This is a genomic window from Streptomyces sp. NPDC107528, from assembly GCF_055639295.1.
On the sequence record NZ_JBVKAV010000002.1, the window covers coordinates 41,365 to 56,806 of the forward strand.

The following is a 15,442-nucleotide window of genomic DNA, read 5'->3' on the forward strand; positions in this document are numbered from 1 at the left end:
ACTTCAGCTCCAGGATCTCGCCCTGGGCGTCGACGGTGATCTTCTGGCTCAGGTCGCCGTTGGCGACGGCCGTGGTGACCTGGGCGATGTTGCGGACCTGCGAGGTCAGGTTCGACGCCATGAAGTTGACGTTGTCGGTGAGGTCCTTCCACACGCCGGAGACGCCGCGCACCTGCGCGCGTCCGCCCAGCTGCCCTTCCGTCCCCACCTCGCGGGCGACCCTCGTCACCTCGTCGGCGAAGGCGGACAGCTGGTCCACCATCGTGTTGACGGTCAGCTTGAGTTCGAGCAGTTCGCCGGTCGCCTCGACGGTGACCGTGCGGGTCAGGTCGCCGCGGGCCACCGCCGTGGTCACCAGGGCGATGTCGCGCACCTGCGCCGTCAGCCGGGACGCCATCGTGTTGACGGCCTCGGTCACGTCCCGCCAACTGCCGGACAACCCGGTCACCTTGGCCCGGCCGCCGAGCCGGCCCTCGGTGCCGACCTCACGGGCCACGCGGGTCACCTCGCCGGTGAACAGGGAGAGCTGGTCGACCATCTTGTTCACGGCCCGGCCGAGGCGCCGCAGGTCGCCGCGTAACTGGCGGCTCCCGTCGTGCAGATCGACGCGCTGGGTCAGGTCGCCGCCGGCCACCGCGTCGAGCACGCGCGTCGCGTTCGCCGCCGGGGCGACCAGGGCGTCGAGCACCTGGTTGACGTCGTTGACGCGGGTCGTCCAGTCACCCGGGCCCGGGCTCGCCGAGAGCCGCTCGTCGAGCCTCCCGTGCCGGACCAACTCCCGCTTGACCCGCTGCACTTCACGGTTGAAGTGCGTGCTCCGGTCCATGATCTGGTTGAAGACCGCCGTCAGCTCGGCCACCACTCCGTCACCGGTCTCCGGGAGCCTCCGGAAGTCGCCGTCCCGCGCCGCGGTCATCGCGGCGAGCAGGGGGCGCAGTTCCGATGCTCGAATTTGACCGTCTTTCTGTCCGTCTTCGAGCACACGCGTAGCACGGTTCTCACTCATGGCGGCCCACTTCGGTAACTCGGTGCTTATGGGCGTGGCCAGTCTGTCACTCTGTCGGCGTCGACTGAGGCGTATTCGTCCGAACCGTTCGGGGAGCTGTAGATGGGGGCCATTCCGGCGCAACGGGAGACCGTTTCCCGTGCCTCTGATGCGCCTGCGCAGGGGGGCGTGGGCGCCGAAACCCGCGCCGTCCTCCCCGGCAGTCCGATCTCCCCGGGTTCCGCCCGCACCCTCGTGCGCAACGCCCTCACGGAATGGGCCGCCTCCGGGCTCCCCGGCACCGAGCACCTCAGCGCCCGCCTCGTCGACGACGCCGTCGTGGCCGTCAGCGAGCTGGTCACCAACGCCGTCGTGCACGCCGGCACCGACCTGGAGCTCACCTGCCGCCTGGAGGACACCGGCGCCCTTCTCGTCGAGGTCCTGGACCACCACCCCTCGCGCGCCCCGCGCGACGGTGAGGTCGAGGCGCCGTACGAGACACCGGAGTACGGCCGCGGCCTGCGGCTGGTGTCGCGGCTCGCCGAGTCCTGGGGCGTCACCTATCGCGCCGGCGCCAAGACCGTGTGGGCGCGGCTGCCCGCCGAGGACCCCGTGGCGGCCAAGGACGACATCGAGGCGTACGCCGAGGAGCGCGCGCTTGAGCGCGGGCTGCGCGTGGCCGAGATCCTCGCTCCCGAGCCCCAGCGCGCCGAGCGGGAGCGGGACTGGCTCAACCGCGGTGCCCTGTCCTTCCTCGCCGAGGCCTCCGACCTGCTCGCCGGGCAGCTCGACGAGAACCTGGTCGCCGCGCTCGCAGGCCAGCTGATCGTGCCGCGGCTGGCGGACTGGTGTGCGGTGTGGCTGGAGGACGAGGTCGCCGGGCGCTGGGGATACCCACGATCGGGCGAAGCCGGCGCCGGGGCGGGCTGGGCGGCGGAGGGCGCCGCCGGGACCGGGCCGCGGCTGGCCCGCGTCTGGCACGGCTCCGAGAACCTCATCGAGGAGCTCCGCCAGGCCCTGGAGAAGGAGCCGCCGCTTCCGGCCGACGACCACCGCACCGGCCCGGTCGCCTACCCCTGGCCCGGTGAGGCGCTCGGCGCACGCGGGGTGCGCGGCACGGCGCTCGCGTACCGCCTGATCGCCGGGGGCCGCCCGCTGGGCACGCTGGTCATCGGGCGGGCCGACCTCGTGCGCTTCCCCGACGAGGTCACCGGGCTCGTCGAGGACCTCGCCCGCCGGGTGGCCCTCGCCATCGGCGCGGCCCGCCAGTACGCCCGGCAGGCCACCATCAGCAGGGTTCTGCAACGCGGACTGCTGCCCGGCGCCGTCGCTGAGATTCCCGGCGTGGCCAGCGCGCTGGTGTACGAGCCGTGCGACAAGGGCGGCCCGAGCGGCGACTTCTACGACCTCTTCCCGGCCGGCGACGGCCGCTGGTGCTTCGCCATCGGGGACGTCCAGGGCAAGGGCCCCGAGGCGGCCGTGGTTATCGGCATCGCACGCCCGTGGCTGCGGCTCCTCGCGCGGGAGGGCTACCGGGTCGCCGACGTCCTCGACCGCCTCAACCAGCTCCTCCTCGACGACGCCACGGAGGCCGCCGACGCCGCCGCGCGCGCCCTCGTCGGCCCGGTCCCGCCGGCGCCCGGCGACGGCCCGCAGACCCGCTTCCTGTCCCTCCTCTACGGCGAACTCACCCCCTTCGACGGCGGCATCCGCTGCACCCTCGCCTCCGCCGGACACCCGCTGCCGCTGCTGCTGGGCGCGGGCGGCGAGGTCCACACCGCCGCGCACCCGCAGACCCTCCTCGGGGTCGTCGAGGACGCCACGTACACCAGCGAGACCTTCGAGCTGCGCTCCGGCGACACCCTGCTGTGCGTGACCGACGGGGTGACGGAGCGGCGCAGCGGCGCCCGCCAGTTCGACGACGGCGACGGCCTCGCGACCGCGCTCGCGGGGTGCGCGGGGCTGAACGCCGAGCTGATCGCGGAGCGGATCCGCAGGCTCGTGCACGAGTTCAGCGGCCGTCCGCCGGAGGACGATCTGGCGTTGCTGGTGCTCCAGGCCGAGTAGCGGTTGTCTCGGTTCCGGCGGGCACGCGCGCGTGCTGGACAATGGAACCCATGCCTTCCGCACTCCCCGACGGCGAGCCCGTCCCCGACGACGGCTCGCTCCCCGCGTCCGCCCTCGCCGGGTCCGCCGACCGCCCCCTCGGCTTCTACCTGCACGTCCCGTACTGCGCGACCCGCTGCGGCTACTGCGACTTCAACACCTACACGGCGACCGAGCTGCGCGGGACGGGGGGAGTGCTGGCGTCCCGCGACAACTACGCCGAGACCCTCGTCGACGAGATCCGCCTCGCCCGCAAGGTCCTCGGCGACGACCCGCGCGAGGTCCGCACGGTCTTCGTCGGCGGCGGAACGCCCACGCTGCTGGCCGCCGACGATCTCGTACGGATGCTGGGGGCGATCCGCGACGAGTTCGGGCTGGCACCGGACGCGGAGATCACGACGGAGGCGAACCCGGAGTCGGTGGACCCGGCGTATCTGACCATCCTGCGCGAGGGCGGCTTCAACCGGCTGTCCTTCGGCATGCAGAGCGCGAAGCAGCACGTGCTGAAGGTCCTGGACCGCACGCACACGCCGGGCCGTCCCGAGGCGTGCGTGGCGGAGGCCCGCGCGGCGGGCTTCGAGCACGTCAACCTGGACCTGATCTACGGCACACCGGGCGAGTCGGACGACGACTGGCGGGCCTCGCTGGAGGCGGCGATCGGCGCCGGCCCGGACCATGTGTCCGCCTACGCCCTGATCGTCGAGGAGGGCACCCAGCTGGCCCGCCGCATCCGCCGGGGCGAGGTCCCGATGACGGACGACGACGTCCACGCGGACCGGTACCTGATCGCGGAGTCGGTGCTGTCGGAGGCGGGCTTCGACTGGTACGAGGTCTCCAACTGGGCGACCTCCCAGGCGGGCCGCTGCCTGCACAACGAGCTGTACTGGCGGGGCGCCGACTGGTGGGGCGCGGGCCCGGGCGCCCACTCGCACGTGGGCGGCGTGCGCTGGTGGAACGTGAAGCATCCGGGCGCGTACGCGGCGGCCCTGGCGGCGGGGCGGTCACCGGGGGCCGGGCGGGAGCTGCTGTCGGAGGAGGACCGGCGTGTCGAGCGGATCCTGCTGGAGCTGCGGCTTCGGGAGGGGGTGCCGCTGGGGTTGCTGCGGGACCAGGGGCTCGCTGCCTCGCGCCGAGCCCTCGCAGAGGGGCTCCTGCAGAGCGGTCCGTACGAGGAGGGGCGTGCGGTGCTGACGCTTCGGGGGCGGTTGCTGGCGGATGCCGTGGTCAGGGATCTGGTGGACTGATCACTCGGGCGAGTGAATCGGTGCGGAACGTCGGTTCGGTCCCTAACCTGAATTCCTAGGCTGCCGCCAAAAGGACGCGGCGGATGGGAGGCCATGGAGATGACCGCTGTGGACGAGCGTGGAATGGCCAATTACCTCGACAAGTTCGAGCCTCCCGAGGGCGTCAAGGCTGAGCTCCTCCGGGGGGTAATCGTGATGATGGCCAGCCCAGATCTGGTGCACAACCTGATCGTGATGCACACACTGCGGCAGATTCCCATGGACCGCTGGTATCCCATCCAGACCCAGGATGTCGACATCATCGGCGAGGCGAGCGTGCCCATCCCGGATCTGGTCGTGGCGGCTCCGGACGTACTGCCTGCCTCGGGGCATCTGCTGCCGTCCCAGCTGGTCACCATGGTTGTCGAGGTCGTCTCCAAGTCCAGCGTTCATCAGGACTACGTGGTCAAGAGGTCGATCTACGCGGCGGGCAAGGTGCCTGCGTATCTCATTCTCGATCCGATCATGGCGCAGTGCGTCCTACTGACGAGGCCTGAGGGCGACGGCGAGGACGCCAACTATCTGACGCAGCAGATCACCAAGTTCGGTGACCTGGTGTCACTGGAGGTTCTGGGCGTCGAACTGGACACCAGCGAGTTCGGAACGTTCCCCAACGTCAGGCCCCACCGCTACCCGTAACGAAGTCGATCAGCTCCTCCACCCGCCCCAGCAACTCCGGCTCCAGGTCCTTGTAGGACCCCACCCGCTTCAGGATCGCCTGCCACACCGCGCCGGTGTTCTCCGACGGCCACCCCAGCGCCCGGCACACCCCCGTCTTCCAGTCCTGCCCGTGCGGGACGCGTGGCCAGGACTCGATGCCCAGGGCCGACGGCTTCACCGCCTCCCAGATGTCGATGTACGGGTGGCCCACGACCAGGGCGTGTTCGCTGGTCACCGCCTCGGCGATGCGCCACTCCTTCGTGCCGGGGACCAGGTGGTCCACCAGGACGCCGAGGCGGGCGTCCGGGCCCGGAGCGAATTCGGTCACGATGGACGGCAGGTCGTCGACGCCCTCCAGGTACTCCACGACCACGCCCTCGATGCGCAGGTCGTCGCCCCAGACCTTCTCGACCAGCTCGGCGTCGTGGCGGCCCTCCACGTAGATACGGCCGGCGCGGGCCACGCGCGCGCGTGCGCCGGGGACGGCGACCGAACCGGACGCCGTACGGCGGGGACGGGCGGGAGCCGAGGACGACGGGCGTACGAGCGTCACCACCTTGCCCTCCAGCAGGAACCCCCGCGGCTCCAGCGGGAACACCCGGTGCTTGCCGAAGCGGTCCTCCAGCGTCACCGTGCCCGCCTCGCAGCGGATCACCGCGCCGCAGAAACCCGTGCCCGGCTCCTCCACGACCAGGCCCGGGTCCGCCGGTACCTCGGGGGCGGGCTTGGGCTTCTTCCAGGGCGGGGTCAGGTCCGGGGAGTACTGGCGCATTCGGATGACGATAGGAGAAGCCCTGCGGGTACGTCTCGCGGATCAGGGCGACACGCCGAAGCGGGCCGCCAAGGCGTCCCGCTGCTGTCGTACGAACTCCGCATCCACCACCGCTCCGTGACCGGGCACGTACAGCGCGTCCTCGCCGCCCAGGTCCAGCAGGCGGTCCAGGGCGGCCGGCCACCGCGACGGTACGGCGTCGGGGCCCGCCTGGGGTTCGCCGGACTCCTCCACCAGATCGCCGCAGAAGACGACCTCCCGGTCGCCCGAGGCCCCGCCCGGCACGAGCACGGCCAGATCGTGGGCGGTGTGGGCCGGGCCCACGTTCGCCAGCAGGACCTGCCGGCCGCCGTCCAGGTCGAGGGTCCACTCGCCGCTCACCTGGTGGCGGGGACGGACCAGGGCGTCGATCGCCTCGTCCGCCGCGTCCGGGTCCAGGCCGTTGCCGACGGCGTCCGAGCGCAGTTCCGCACGCGCGTGTGCGGACACCGTGTCCATGCCCACCGGGCCGTACACCTCCGCCCCGGCGAACGCCGCAGCCCCGAAGACATGATCGAAGTGCGGATGCGTCAGCGCGAGATGAGTCACACGGTGACCCGCGAGCCACTGCGCCTGCGTCCGCAACCGCGCGCCCTCCCCGAGGCTTGACCCGGCGTCGATCACGAGCGCCGTTTCCCGGCCCACGACCAGCCCCACGGTGCAGTCCCAGCCCGGAAGCCGGCATCTGCCCACCCCGGCCGCCAGCCGTTCCCACCCGAGCTCTTCCCAAGTCACCGTCATACGGCGACGCTAACCAAGACAGCACCGTCGGGCATGGTGGTGCCGGACCGGCCTTGCCCGGGGCGTACCCCACCGCCGTACACTGGCCGGGGACGGTTGGCACTCACCAGCGCAGAGTGCCAGGCGAGATGTCAAGGGGACGACTTCTGGAGGTGTGCGCGGTTGCTGAGTGAACGCAGGCTTCAGGTGTTGCGCGCCATCGTCCAGGACTATGTCGGGACCGAGGAGCCGGTCGGATCGAAGGCGCTGACCGAGCGGCACAACCTCGGGGTCTCCCCGGCGACCGTCCGCAATGACATGGCCGCCCTGGAGGACGAGGGATTCATCGCCCAGCCGCATACCAGCGCGGGGCGCATCCCGACCGACAAGGGCTACCGGCTGTTCGTCGACAAGCTCGCCGGCGTCAAGCCGATGACCCCGCCGGAGCGGCGCGCCATCCAGAACTTCCTCGACGGCGCCGTCGACCTCGACGACGTCGTGGCGCGCACCGTACGGCTGCTCGCGCAGCTCACACGGCAGGTCGCCGTCGTGCAGTACCCGTCGCTGACCCGGTCCACCGTCCGGCATGTCGAGCTGCTCTCGCTCGCGCCCGCGCGCGTGATGCTCGTGCTGATCACGGACACCGGTCGGGTCGAGCAGCGGATGATCGACTGTCCCGCGCCCTTCGGTGAGGCCTCGCTCGCGGATCTGCGCGCGCGGCTGAACAGCCGGGTCGCGGGGCGGCGCTTCACCGATGTGCCAAGGCTCGTCGAGGACCTCGCAGAGGCCTTCGACATAGAGGACCGCGGCACCGTCTCGGCCGTGCTCTCCACCCTGCTGGAGACACTCGTCGAGGAGAACGAAGAGCGGCTGATGATCGGCGGCACCGCCAATCTCACCCGCTTCGGACATGACTTCCCCCTCACCATCCGGCCCGTCCTGGAGGCCCTGGAGGAGCATGTCGTGCTCCTCAAGCTCCTTGGCGAGGCAGGGGATTCGGGCATGACCGTACGCATCGGTCACGAGAACGCCTACGAGGGACTCAACTCAACGTCTGTCGTGTCGGTCGGCTACGGTTCGGGCGGTGAGGCAGTAGCCAAGCTCGGCGTGGTCGGACCGACCCGCATGGATTACCCGGGAACGATGGGAGCGGTACGCGCAGTGGCACGGTACGTCGGACAGATCCTGGCGGAGTCGTAAGTGGCCACGGACTACTACGCCGTTCTCGGCGTGCGCCGCGACGCGTCGCAGGAAGAGATCAAGAAGGCCTTCCGGCGGCTCGCGCGCGAGCTGCACCCGGACGTCAACCCGGATCCGAAGACCCAGGAGCGGTTCAAGGAGATCAACGCCGCTTACGAGGTGCTGTCGGACCCGCAGAAGAAGCAGGTCTACGACCTCGGCGGCGACCCGCTGTCCCAGGCGGGCGGCGCGGGCGCGGGCGGCTTCGGTGCGGGTGGCTTCGGCAACTTCTCGGACATCATGGACGCCTTCTTCGGTACGGCGTCCCAGCGCGGCCCGCGCTCGCGCACCCGTCGGGGCCAGGACGCGATGATCCGGCTGGAGGTCGAGCTCGACGAGGCGGCCTTCGGTACGACGAAGGACATCCAGGTCGACACGGCCGTCGTCTGCAACACCTGCAACGGTGAGGGGGCTGCCCCCGGCACCTCCGCCCAGACGTGTGACATGTGCCGCGGTCGCGGTGAGGTCTCGCAGGTGACGCGGTCCTTCCTGGGCCAGGTCATGACGTCGCGGCCCTGCCCGCAGTGCCAGGGATTCGGCACGGTGGTTCCCACGCCGTGTCCCGAGTGCGCGGGCGACGGACGCGTGCGGTCCCGTCGGACGCTCACGGTCAAGATCCCGGCCGGTGTCGACAACGGCACCCGGATCCAGCTCGCCGGCGAGGGCGAGGTCGGGCCCGGTGGCGGTCCCGCCGGTGACCTGTACGTCGAGATCCACGAGCTGCCGCACTCGACCTTCCAGCGGCGGGGCGACGACCTGCACTGCACGGTGACGATCCCGATGACCGCGGCGTCCCTCGGCACGAAGGTGCCGCTGGAGACGCTAGACGGCCTGGAGGAGGTCGACATCCGGCCCGGCACCCAGTCCGGTCAGTCGATTCCGTTGCACGGACGCGGTGTGACGCATCTGCGGGGCGGCGGGCGCGGCGACCTCATCGTGCACGTCGAGGTCACCACGCCGACCAAGCTGGACCCCGAGCAGGAGCGGCTGCTGCGCGAGCTGGCCAAGCTGCGCGGCGAGGAGCGGCCGACGGGGCAGTTCCAGCCGGGGCAGCAGGGGTTGTTCTCGCGGTTGAAGGACGCGTTCAACGGGCGTTGACGTGAGCTGTGAGGTGGTGCTGGGGGTCCGGGGGTCGGCCCCCGGGCGGGCACAGTCAGCCGGGGCAGCAGGGGTTGTTGTCGCGGTTGAAGGACGCGTTCAACGGGCGTTGACGTGAGCTGTGAGGTGGTGCTGGGGGTCCGGGGGTCGGCCCCCGGGCAAGCACAGTCAGCCGGGGCAGCAGGGGTTGTTCTCGCGGTTGAAGGACGCGTTCAACGGGCGCTGAGTCCGGCGGGCCAGTCCCCGTACATTGCACGGCACAGGGCCGATTCGGACTTGTTCGGAGGACGTGACAACATGCCGTCATGTCCTCCGCGCTGACCGGTCTCTTCCCCCATCCGATCGTGCAGGCCCCCATGGCGGGCGGCGTCTCCGTGCCGCAGCTCGCCGCTGCCGTGTCCGAGGCAGGTGGGCTGGGGTTCCTCGCCGCCGGGTACAAGACCGCCGACGGGATGTACCAGGAGATCAAGCAGCTGCGGAGTCTGACGGGCCGGCCCTTCGGGGTCAACCTGTTCATGCCGCAGCCCGAGTATGCCGACGCCGCGGCCGTGGACGTCTACGCGCATCAGCTCGCCGGTGAGGCCGCCTGGTACGAGACCGAGCTGGGGGACCCGGACAGCGGGCGGGACGACGGGTACGACGCCAAGCTGGCCGTGCTGCTCGACAACCCGGTGCCGGTCGTCTCGTTCCACTTCGGGGTGCCGAAGCCGGATGTGCTGGAGTCCCTGCGCCGCGCCGGCACCTTCACCCTCGTCACCGTGACCGCACCGGACGAGGCCCTCGCCGTACAGCAGGCCGGTGCCGATGCCGTGATCGTGCAGGGAGTGGAGGCCGGCGGGCATCAGGGGACGCATCGGGACAACCCGGAGACGGATCGGTCGGGCATCGGACTGCTCGCCCTCATCGCGCAGGTCCGGGAGACCGTGAGCCTGCCCATCGTCGCCGCCGGCGGCATCATGCGCGGCAGCCAGATCGCCGCCGTCCTCGCGGCCGGGGCCGCTGCCGCCCAGCTCGGCACCGCCTTCCTCGCCACCCAGGAGTCCGGCGCCAACGCCCTGCACAAGCAGGCGCTGACCAACCCCCTGTTCGCACGGACCGAGTTGACGCGCGCGTTCTCCGGCCGGCCCGCCCGCGGCCTGGTCAACCGCTTCATGCGCGAGCACGGGCCGTACGCCCCCGCCGCCTACCCCGAGGTCCACCACCTGACCTCACCCCTGCGTAAGAAGGCCGCAGCGTCCGGTGACGCGCAGGGCATGGCCCTGTGGGCCGGGCAGGGGCACCGCATGGCACGCGACCTGCCGGCCGGGCAGCTGGTGGAGGTACTGGCCGCCGAGCTGGCCGCCGCGGCGACAGCGTTGTCGGCGGCGCGCGAGGGGGGTGCGGTCGGATGACGGCGCCGGTGTTCGTCGTCGAGTCGCTGGAGCGGGGCCACCTCGCCGGCGGCGAGTACGTTCTCGACGGCCCCGAGGGACGGCACGCTGTCTCCGTGAAGCGGCTGCGGGCCGGCGAGGAGGTCGTCCTCACCGACGGGCTCGGGCGCTGGGTCGAGGGCGTCGTCAAGGCTGCCGAGGGCAAGGACCGGCTGGTCGTGGGCGTGGGTGCGGTGGCCGAGGAGCCGGCGCAGCAGCCTCGTATCACCGTCGTCCAGGCCCTCCCCAAGGGCGACCGCGGTGAACTGGCCGTCGAGACCATGACCGAGACCGGCGTCGACGCGATCGTGCCGTGGGCGGCTGCCCGGTGCATCACCCAGTGGAAGGGCGAGCGGGGGGCGAAGGCCCTCGGCAAGTGGCGGGCCACCGCCCGCGAGGCCGGCAAGCAGTCGCGCCGGGTGCGCTTCCCGGAGGTCGCTGAGGCGGCCACGACCAAGCAGGTCGCCGCGCTGCTCGCCGACGCCGACTTCGCCGCCGTACTGCACGAGGAGCGCGACTACGGCAGCGAGCCGCTCGCGACGGCCGAACTGCCCGCCGAGGGCGAGATCGTGCTCGTCGTCGGCCCCGAGGGTGGCGTGGCCCCCGAGGAACTCGCCCTCTTCGAGGAGGCGGGCGTGAAGGCGTACCGTCTGGGCCGTACCGTCCTGCGCACCTCCACCGCCGGAACCGCGGCGACGGCACTGCTCCTCGGCCGCACCGGCCGCTGGTCCTGACAGCAGGAGGGACGTCCCCCCGTGGAACTCGCCCAAGTACGGCTGCTGGTCGGCGACTTCGCCGCCTGCTACCGCTTCTACGCCGATGTCCTCGGCCTCAAGCCGCAGTCGGGCGCGACGAACGGGCCCTACGAGAAGTTCAGCCCCGCCACCGGTTCGGCGGGCGTCGCCCTCCAGGACCGGGCGATGATGGCCGCGATCGTCGGCGAACTCGGCGACGAGGCCAAGGGCCACCGCTCACTGGTGGTCCTGCGCGTCGACGATCTGGACACCTACTGCGAACAGATCACCGCACGCGGCGCGACCCTCCTGCACGACCCCGCCCCGATGACCGACCGCATGCGCGTCGCCCACCTCAAGGACCCCGAGGGCAACCTGGTCGAGCTTCAGGAGTGGCTGCTCCTGCGCTCCTGAGGATCGACTGCCTCCCGCCGTGAACTGCGCGAGCAGGGAGTGGCCGTATGCGCTCTACCGCGGCGGCCGGGACAGTGGCAGGCTGCGGTCCCATGGGGGCATTCAGGAGGGTCTGGCCTCGCGCGGACCGGCGTGCTGGGCGTCGTATGCGCGGGGCGCGGGTGGCCGGCGTGGCGGGGCTCGCGGTCGTCGCCGTCGGCTCGGTGACCGGCTGCGATCCGGGTGGACTGAGCTCGGCGACCGTGGCGTTCACGACCGATCAGACCGTGACCGAGGAGCTGGAGCGGCAGAAGGCCGACGTGCAATGGCTCAACTGCACGGGCTCGTACGACGGCGGCCAGAACGGCAGTTCGCCGACCGCGAGTGAGAACACCGTCGTCAAGGTCGACTGCGAGGGCGAGACCAAGGACGGCAAGGACATCGTCGTCACCGGCCGGATCACCCGGGCCGTCAGCGGTTCCTGTGTGCGCGGGGACCTGGTCGCCAAGATCGACGGCAAGGAATGGTTCCACGTGAACGGGCTGGGCAAGTGCGACGCCACGCCCTCGCCCGTCAACCCGTCCGGGGGCGGACAGGAGCCCGGCCCCACGGTCACGGTGACGGTCACCAAGACCGTCTACTGCAAGCAACACCCGAACTGCTGGCCGGAGGGCAAGTGACCGTGTCCTGGCGGGAGTTGGGGCAAGTGATCCAAAGGCCTGTCCGCGGACGCCGCGGTTGCCTAGGGTGATCGGGTGACACAGTCCGCGACGCCAGCTTCGACTTTGGCCCCCGTCCCCGCGCCGTCGTATCTGCGGTATCCGCACCTGCACGGCGACCTGGTCGCCTTCACCGCCGAGGACGACGTATGGCTCGCCCCCCTCGACGGCGGCAGGGCCTGGCGGATCAGCGCCGACAACGTGCCGGTCTCCCTGCCGCGCATCTCGCCCGACGGTACGACCGTCGCCTGGACCTCCACCCGCGACGGCGCCCCCGAGGTGCACATCGCGCCGGTCGACGGCGGCCCCTCCAGGCGCCTCACCCACTGGGGCAGCGCGCAGACCCGGGTGCGCGGCTGGACCCCCGACGGCCAGGTCCTCGCGATCAGCAGCCGGGGGCAGGCGGGCAGCCGCCGCACCTGGGCCCACACGGTCCCGCTCGACGGCGGACCGGCCACCACGCTGCCGTACGGCCCCGTCGCCGACGTCGTCCACGGACCCCGGCTGCTGCTCGCGTCCGCACCCATGGGGCTGGAGGCGGCCCGGTGGAAGCGCTACCGGGGCGGCACGGCGGGCAAGCTGTGGATCGAGCGTGACGGCGACGGGGACTTCGTACGGCTGCATGAGGAGCTGGACGGGAACATCGAGTACCCCATGTGGGTGGGGGAGCGGGTCGCCTTCCTGTCCGATCACGAGGGCGCGGGGGCCGTGTACTCGTCCCTCGCCGACGGGTCCGACCTGCGACGGCACACCGCTGTCGACGGCTTCTACGCCCGGCACGCCGCGAGCGACGGCACCCGGGTCGTCCACACCTCCGCCGGTGAACTGTGGCTCCTGGACGACCTCGACGGCGCCGAGCCGCGCCGGCTCGACATCCGGCTCGGCGGGCAGCGCACCGACCGGCAGACGTACCCGTTGAACGCCGCCCGCGCGTTCGGTGAGGCGGCGCCCGACCACACCGCGCGCGGCAGCGCCGTCTCCGTGCGGGGCGCCGTGCACTGGGTCACCCACCGCTCCGGCCCCGCCCGTGCACTCGCCGCCGAACCGGGCGTACGGGCCCGGCTGCCGCGCACCTTCCGCGCGGACGGCGAGGAGTGGGTGGTGTGGGTGACGGACGCGGAGGGCGACGACGCGCTGGAGTTCGCGCCCGCGACCGGGCTCGCGCCGGGAGCCACCCCGCGCAGGCTCGGCGCCGGGCAGCTGGGCCGCGTACTGGAACTCGCCATGGCGCCCGACGGGAGCCGGGCCGCGGTCGCCGCGCACGACGGCCGCGTGCTGTTCGTCGAGCGGGAGACCGGCGAGGTGCGCGAGGTGGACCGCAGCGCGGACGGGGACGTCTCGGGGCTGGTCTTCTCGCCCGACTCCGCCTGGCTCGCCTGGTCGCACCCCGGCCCGCGCCCGCTGTCCCAGCTCAAGCTCGCCAACACCACCGACCTGTCGGTGTCCGAGGCGACCCCGCTGCGCTTCCAGGACTACGCACCGGCGTTCACGCAGGACGGCAAGCACCTGGTGTTCCTGTCGACCCGCGCCTTCGACCCGGTCTACGACGAGCACGTCTTCGACCTCGCCTTCGTGGTCGGCTCCCGCCCGCACCTGATCACCCTCGCCGCGACCACCCCGTCCCCCTTCGGGCCGCAGCGGCACGGCCGCCCCTTCGACGCGCCCGACAAGGACGAGACGCCCGACAGCGAGGGCACCCCGACCACGCGCATCGACCTCGAAGGCCTCGCCGACCGGATCGTGCCGTTCCCGGTCGAGGCCGCCCGTTACAGCACGCTGCGGACCGCCAAGGACGGCGTGCTGTGGCTGCGGCACCCCGTGCGCGGCGCCCTCGGTGCCTCCCGGGCCACGCCCGACGACCCCGAGCCCAAGACCGAGCTGGAGCGCTACGACCTCGTCCAGCGGCGCGTGGAGCATCTCGCCGACGACGCCGACGACTTCGAGGTCAGCGGCGACGGCAAGCGGGTGCTGCTGTGGGCCGACGGACGGCTGAAGGTCGTACCGAGCGACCGGCGGGCCTCCGGCGACGACGACGGTGACACGAACATCACCGTCGACCTGACCCGCGTACGGCAGACGGTCGACCCGTCGGCCGAGTGGCGCCAGATGTTCGAGGAGACCGGCCGCATCATGCGGGACCACTTCTGGCGGCCGGACATGAACGGGGTGGACTGGTCCGGGGTGCTGGACCGCTACCGCCCGCTGCTCGACCGGGTGGCCACCCACGACGACCTGATGGACCTGCTGTGGGAGGTGCAGGGCGAGCTCGGCACCTCGCACGCCTATGTCGCCCCGCGCGGCGGGTACGGCAGCGGGGCCCGGCAGGGCCTGCTCGGCGCCGACATCTCCCGTCACGCCGAGGGGAGTTGGCGGATCGACCGGATCCTGCCCTCGGAGACCTCCGACCCCGACGCGCGGGCCCCGCTGGCCGCGCCCGGGGTCGCCGTGCGGGCCGGGGACGCGATCGTGGCGGTGGCCGGCGCGCCGGTGGACCCGGTGACCGGGCCCGGCCCGCTGCTCGTCGGCACGGCGGGCAAGGCGGTGGAGCTGACGATCTCGCCGGCCGGCGGCGGAGACGTACGGCATGCGGTCGTGGTCCCGATCTCCGACGAGCAGCCCCTGCGGTACCACGCCTGGGTGGCGGACCGGCGGGCGTACGTCCACGAGAAGTCCGGCGGCCGGCTCGGCTACCTCCATGTGCCGGACATGCAGGCGCCCGGGTGGGCCCAGATCCACCGTGACCTGCGCGTCGAGGTGGCACGCGAAGGGCTCGTCGTGGACGTCCGGGAGAACGGCGGCGGGCACACCTCGCAGCTCGTCGTCGAGAAGCTGGCCCGGCGGATCGTGGGCTGGGAACTGCCGCGCGGGATGCGGCCGTACAGCTATCCCGCGGACGCCCCGCGCGGACCCGTCGTGGCGGTGGCGAACGAGTTCTCCGGGTCCGACGGGGACATCGTCAACGCGGCCATCAAGGCGCTGGGGCTCGGCCCGGTGGTGGGCACGCGGACGTGGGGCGGTGTCATCGGTATCGACAGCCGCTACCGCCTGGTCGACGGCACGCTGATCACCCAGCCGAAGTACGCCATCTGGCTGGAGGGCTACGGCTGGGACGTGGAGAACCACGGCGTGGACCCGGACGTGGAGGTGCTCCAGCGCCCGCAGGACTGGGCGGCGGGGCGGGACGCCCAGCTGGACGAGGCGATCCGGATCGCGCTGGCGGGGCTGGAGGAACGGCCGGCGAAGACACCGCCGAGTCTGCCGACCTGAGGCGGGCGGGGTGCCGGC

13 protein-coding genes are annotated in these 15,442 nt (G+C 72.1%); 10 read left to right on the plus strand and 3 right to left on the minus strand.

Annotated features, from left to right (window positions below; all coding sequences use genetic code 11):
• A partial coding sequence (locus tag ACZ7L5_RS05245) for a HAMP domain-containing protein (protein ID WP_471514571.1) occupies nucleotides 1-1,006 on the minus strand: 1,006 nt, incomplete at its 3' end.
• A gap of 102 nt (nucleotides 1,007-1,108) precedes the next feature.
• Between ACZ7L5_RS05245 and ACZ7L5_RS05250 the strand changes: the two genes are divergently transcribed.
• The 3 genes from ACZ7L5_RS05250 to ACZ7L5_RS05260 all read left to right on the plus strand — a co-directional run bounded on the left by ACZ7L5_RS05250 (nucleotide 1,109) and on the right by ACZ7L5_RS05260 (nucleotide 5,013).
• Nucleotides 1,109-3,052 (plus strand): SpoIIE family protein phosphatase, encoded by a 1,944-nt coding sequence (locus ACZ7L5_RS05250; RefSeq protein ID WP_471514573.1) that lies wholly within the window; start codon nucleotides 1,109-1,111, stop codon nucleotides 3,050-3,052.
• 50 nt (nucleotides 3,053-3,102) lie between these two features.
• Nucleotides 3,103-4,335: a radical SAM family heme chaperone HemW gene (hemW, locus tag ACZ7L5_RS05255; protein ID WP_471514575.1), complete on the plus strand. Its 1,233-nt coding sequence runs from the start codon at nucleotides 3,103-3,105 to the stop codon at nucleotides 4,333-4,335.
• A 99-nt stretch (nucleotides 4,336-4,434) separates the two neighbouring features.
• Complete coding sequence (locus ACZ7L5_RS05260; RefSeq protein WP_471515803.1) at nucleotides 4,435-5,013, plus strand: Uma2 family endonuclease; 579 nt, start codon at nucleotides 4,435-4,437, stop codon at nucleotides 5,011-5,013.
• Here the strand turns inward: ACZ7L5_RS05260 and ACZ7L5_RS05265 are convergent.
• Together ACZ7L5_RS05265 and ACZ7L5_RS05270 are read right to left on the minus strand one after the other, a co-directional pair.
• On the minus strand, nucleotides 4,991-5,806 hold the full coding sequence (locus tag ACZ7L5_RS05265) for a DUF3097 domain-containing protein (RefSeq protein WP_471514577.1): 816 nt from the start codon (nucleotides 5,804-5,806) through the stop codon (nucleotides 4,991-4,993). The two genes, ACZ7L5_RS05260 and ACZ7L5_RS05265, sit on opposite strands and share 23 nt — an antisense overlap.
• A 42-nt stretch (nucleotides 5,807-5,848) precedes the next feature.
• On the minus strand, nucleotides 5,849-6,586 hold the full coding sequence (locus tag ACZ7L5_RS05270) for an MBL fold metallo-hydrolase (RefSeq protein WP_471514579.1): 738 nt from the start codon (nucleotides 6,584-6,586) through the stop codon (nucleotides 5,849-5,851).
• Between the two features lie 162 nt (nucleotides 6,587-6,748).
• Between ACZ7L5_RS05270 and hrcA the strand changes: the two genes are divergently transcribed.
• The 7 genes from hrcA to ACZ7L5_RS05305 all read left to right on the plus strand — a co-directional run bounded on the left by hrcA (nucleotide 6,749) and on the right by ACZ7L5_RS05305 (nucleotide 15,424).
• Entirely contained in the window at nucleotides 6,749-7,765 is a 1,017-nt protein-coding gene (gene hrcA, locus ACZ7L5_RS05275) for a heat-inducible transcriptional repressor HrcA (protein ID WP_328881715.1), read from the plus strand.
• Entirely contained in the window at nucleotides 7,766-8,902 is a 1,137-nt protein-coding gene (dnaJ, locus tag ACZ7L5_RS05280; protein WP_362382343.1) for a molecular chaperone DnaJ, read from the plus strand.
• A 305-nt stretch (nucleotides 8,903-9,207) separates the two neighbouring features.
• Nucleotides 9,208-10,293: a nitronate monooxygenase gene (locus ACZ7L5_RS05285; protein WP_471514582.1), complete on the plus strand. Its 1,086-nt coding sequence runs from the start codon at nucleotides 9,208-9,210 to the stop codon at nucleotides 10,291-10,293.
• Nucleotides 10,290-11,045, plus strand: a complete 756-nt coding sequence (locus ACZ7L5_RS05290) for a 16S rRNA (uracil(1498)-N(3))-methyltransferase (RefSeq protein WP_471514584.1) — start codon at nucleotides 10,290-10,292, stop codon at nucleotides 11,043-11,045. The genes ACZ7L5_RS05285 and ACZ7L5_RS05290 overlap by 4 nt, the downstream gene beginning before the upstream one ends.
• 21 nt (nucleotides 11,046-11,066) lie before the next feature.
• Nucleotides 11,067-11,459 carry a VOC family protein gene (locus ACZ7L5_RS05295; protein ID WP_363038155.1) on the plus strand — a complete coding sequence of 131 codons (393 nt, stop codon included), beginning with the start codon at nucleotides 11,067-11,069 and terminating at the stop codon, nucleotides 11,457-11,459.
• Nucleotides 11,460-11,605: 146 nt separating this feature from the next.
• Nucleotides 11,606-12,118 (plus strand): hypothetical protein, encoded by a 513-nt coding sequence (locus ACZ7L5_RS05300; RefSeq protein WP_471514586.1) that lies wholly within the window; start codon nucleotides 11,606-11,608, stop codon nucleotides 12,116-12,118.
• A gap of 75 nt (nucleotides 12,119-12,193) precedes the next feature.
• A complete protein-coding gene (locus tag ACZ7L5_RS05305; protein WP_471514588.1) occupies nucleotides 12,194-15,424 on the plus strand; it encodes a S41 family peptidase in 3,231 nt (1,076 codons plus the stop codon).
• Nucleotides 15,425-15,442: the final 18 nt, after the last annotated feature.

Bases quoted from the DNA above. Each gene is read 5' to 3' on its own strand.
- ACZ7L5_RS05250 (WP_471514573.1), top strand. From the start codon at position 1,109: ATGGGGGCCATTCCGGCGCAACGGGAGACCGTTTCCCGTGCCTCTGAT.
- ACZ7L5_RS05260 (WP_471515803.1), top strand. From the start codon at position 4,435: ATGACCGCTGTGGACGAGCGTGGAATGGCCAATTACCTCGACAAGTTC.
- ACZ7L5_RS05265 (WP_471514577.1), bottom strand. From the start codon at position 5,806: ATGCGCCAGTACTCCCCGGACCTGACCCCGCCCTGGAAGAAGCCCAAG.
- ACZ7L5_RS05300 (WP_471514586.1), top strand. From the start codon at position 11,606: ATGCGCGGGGCGCGGGTGGCCGGCGTGGCGGGGCTCGCGGTCGTCGCC.
- ACZ7L5_RS05290 (WP_471514584.1), top strand. From the start codon at position 10,290: ATGACGGCGCCGGTGTTCGTCGTCGAGTCGCTGGAGCGGGGCCACCTC.
- hemW (WP_471514575.1), top strand. From the start codon at position 3,103: ATGCCTTCCGCACTCCCCGACGGCGAGCCCGTCCCCGACGACGGCTCG.
- ACZ7L5_RS05270 (WP_471514579.1), bottom strand. From the start codon at position 6,586: ATGACGGTGACTTGGGAAGAGCTCGGGTGGGAACGGCTGGCGGCCGGG.
- ACZ7L5_RS05285 (WP_471514582.1), top strand. From the start codon at position 9,208: ATGTCCTCCGCGCTGACCGGTCTCTTCCCCCATCCGATCGTGCAGGCC.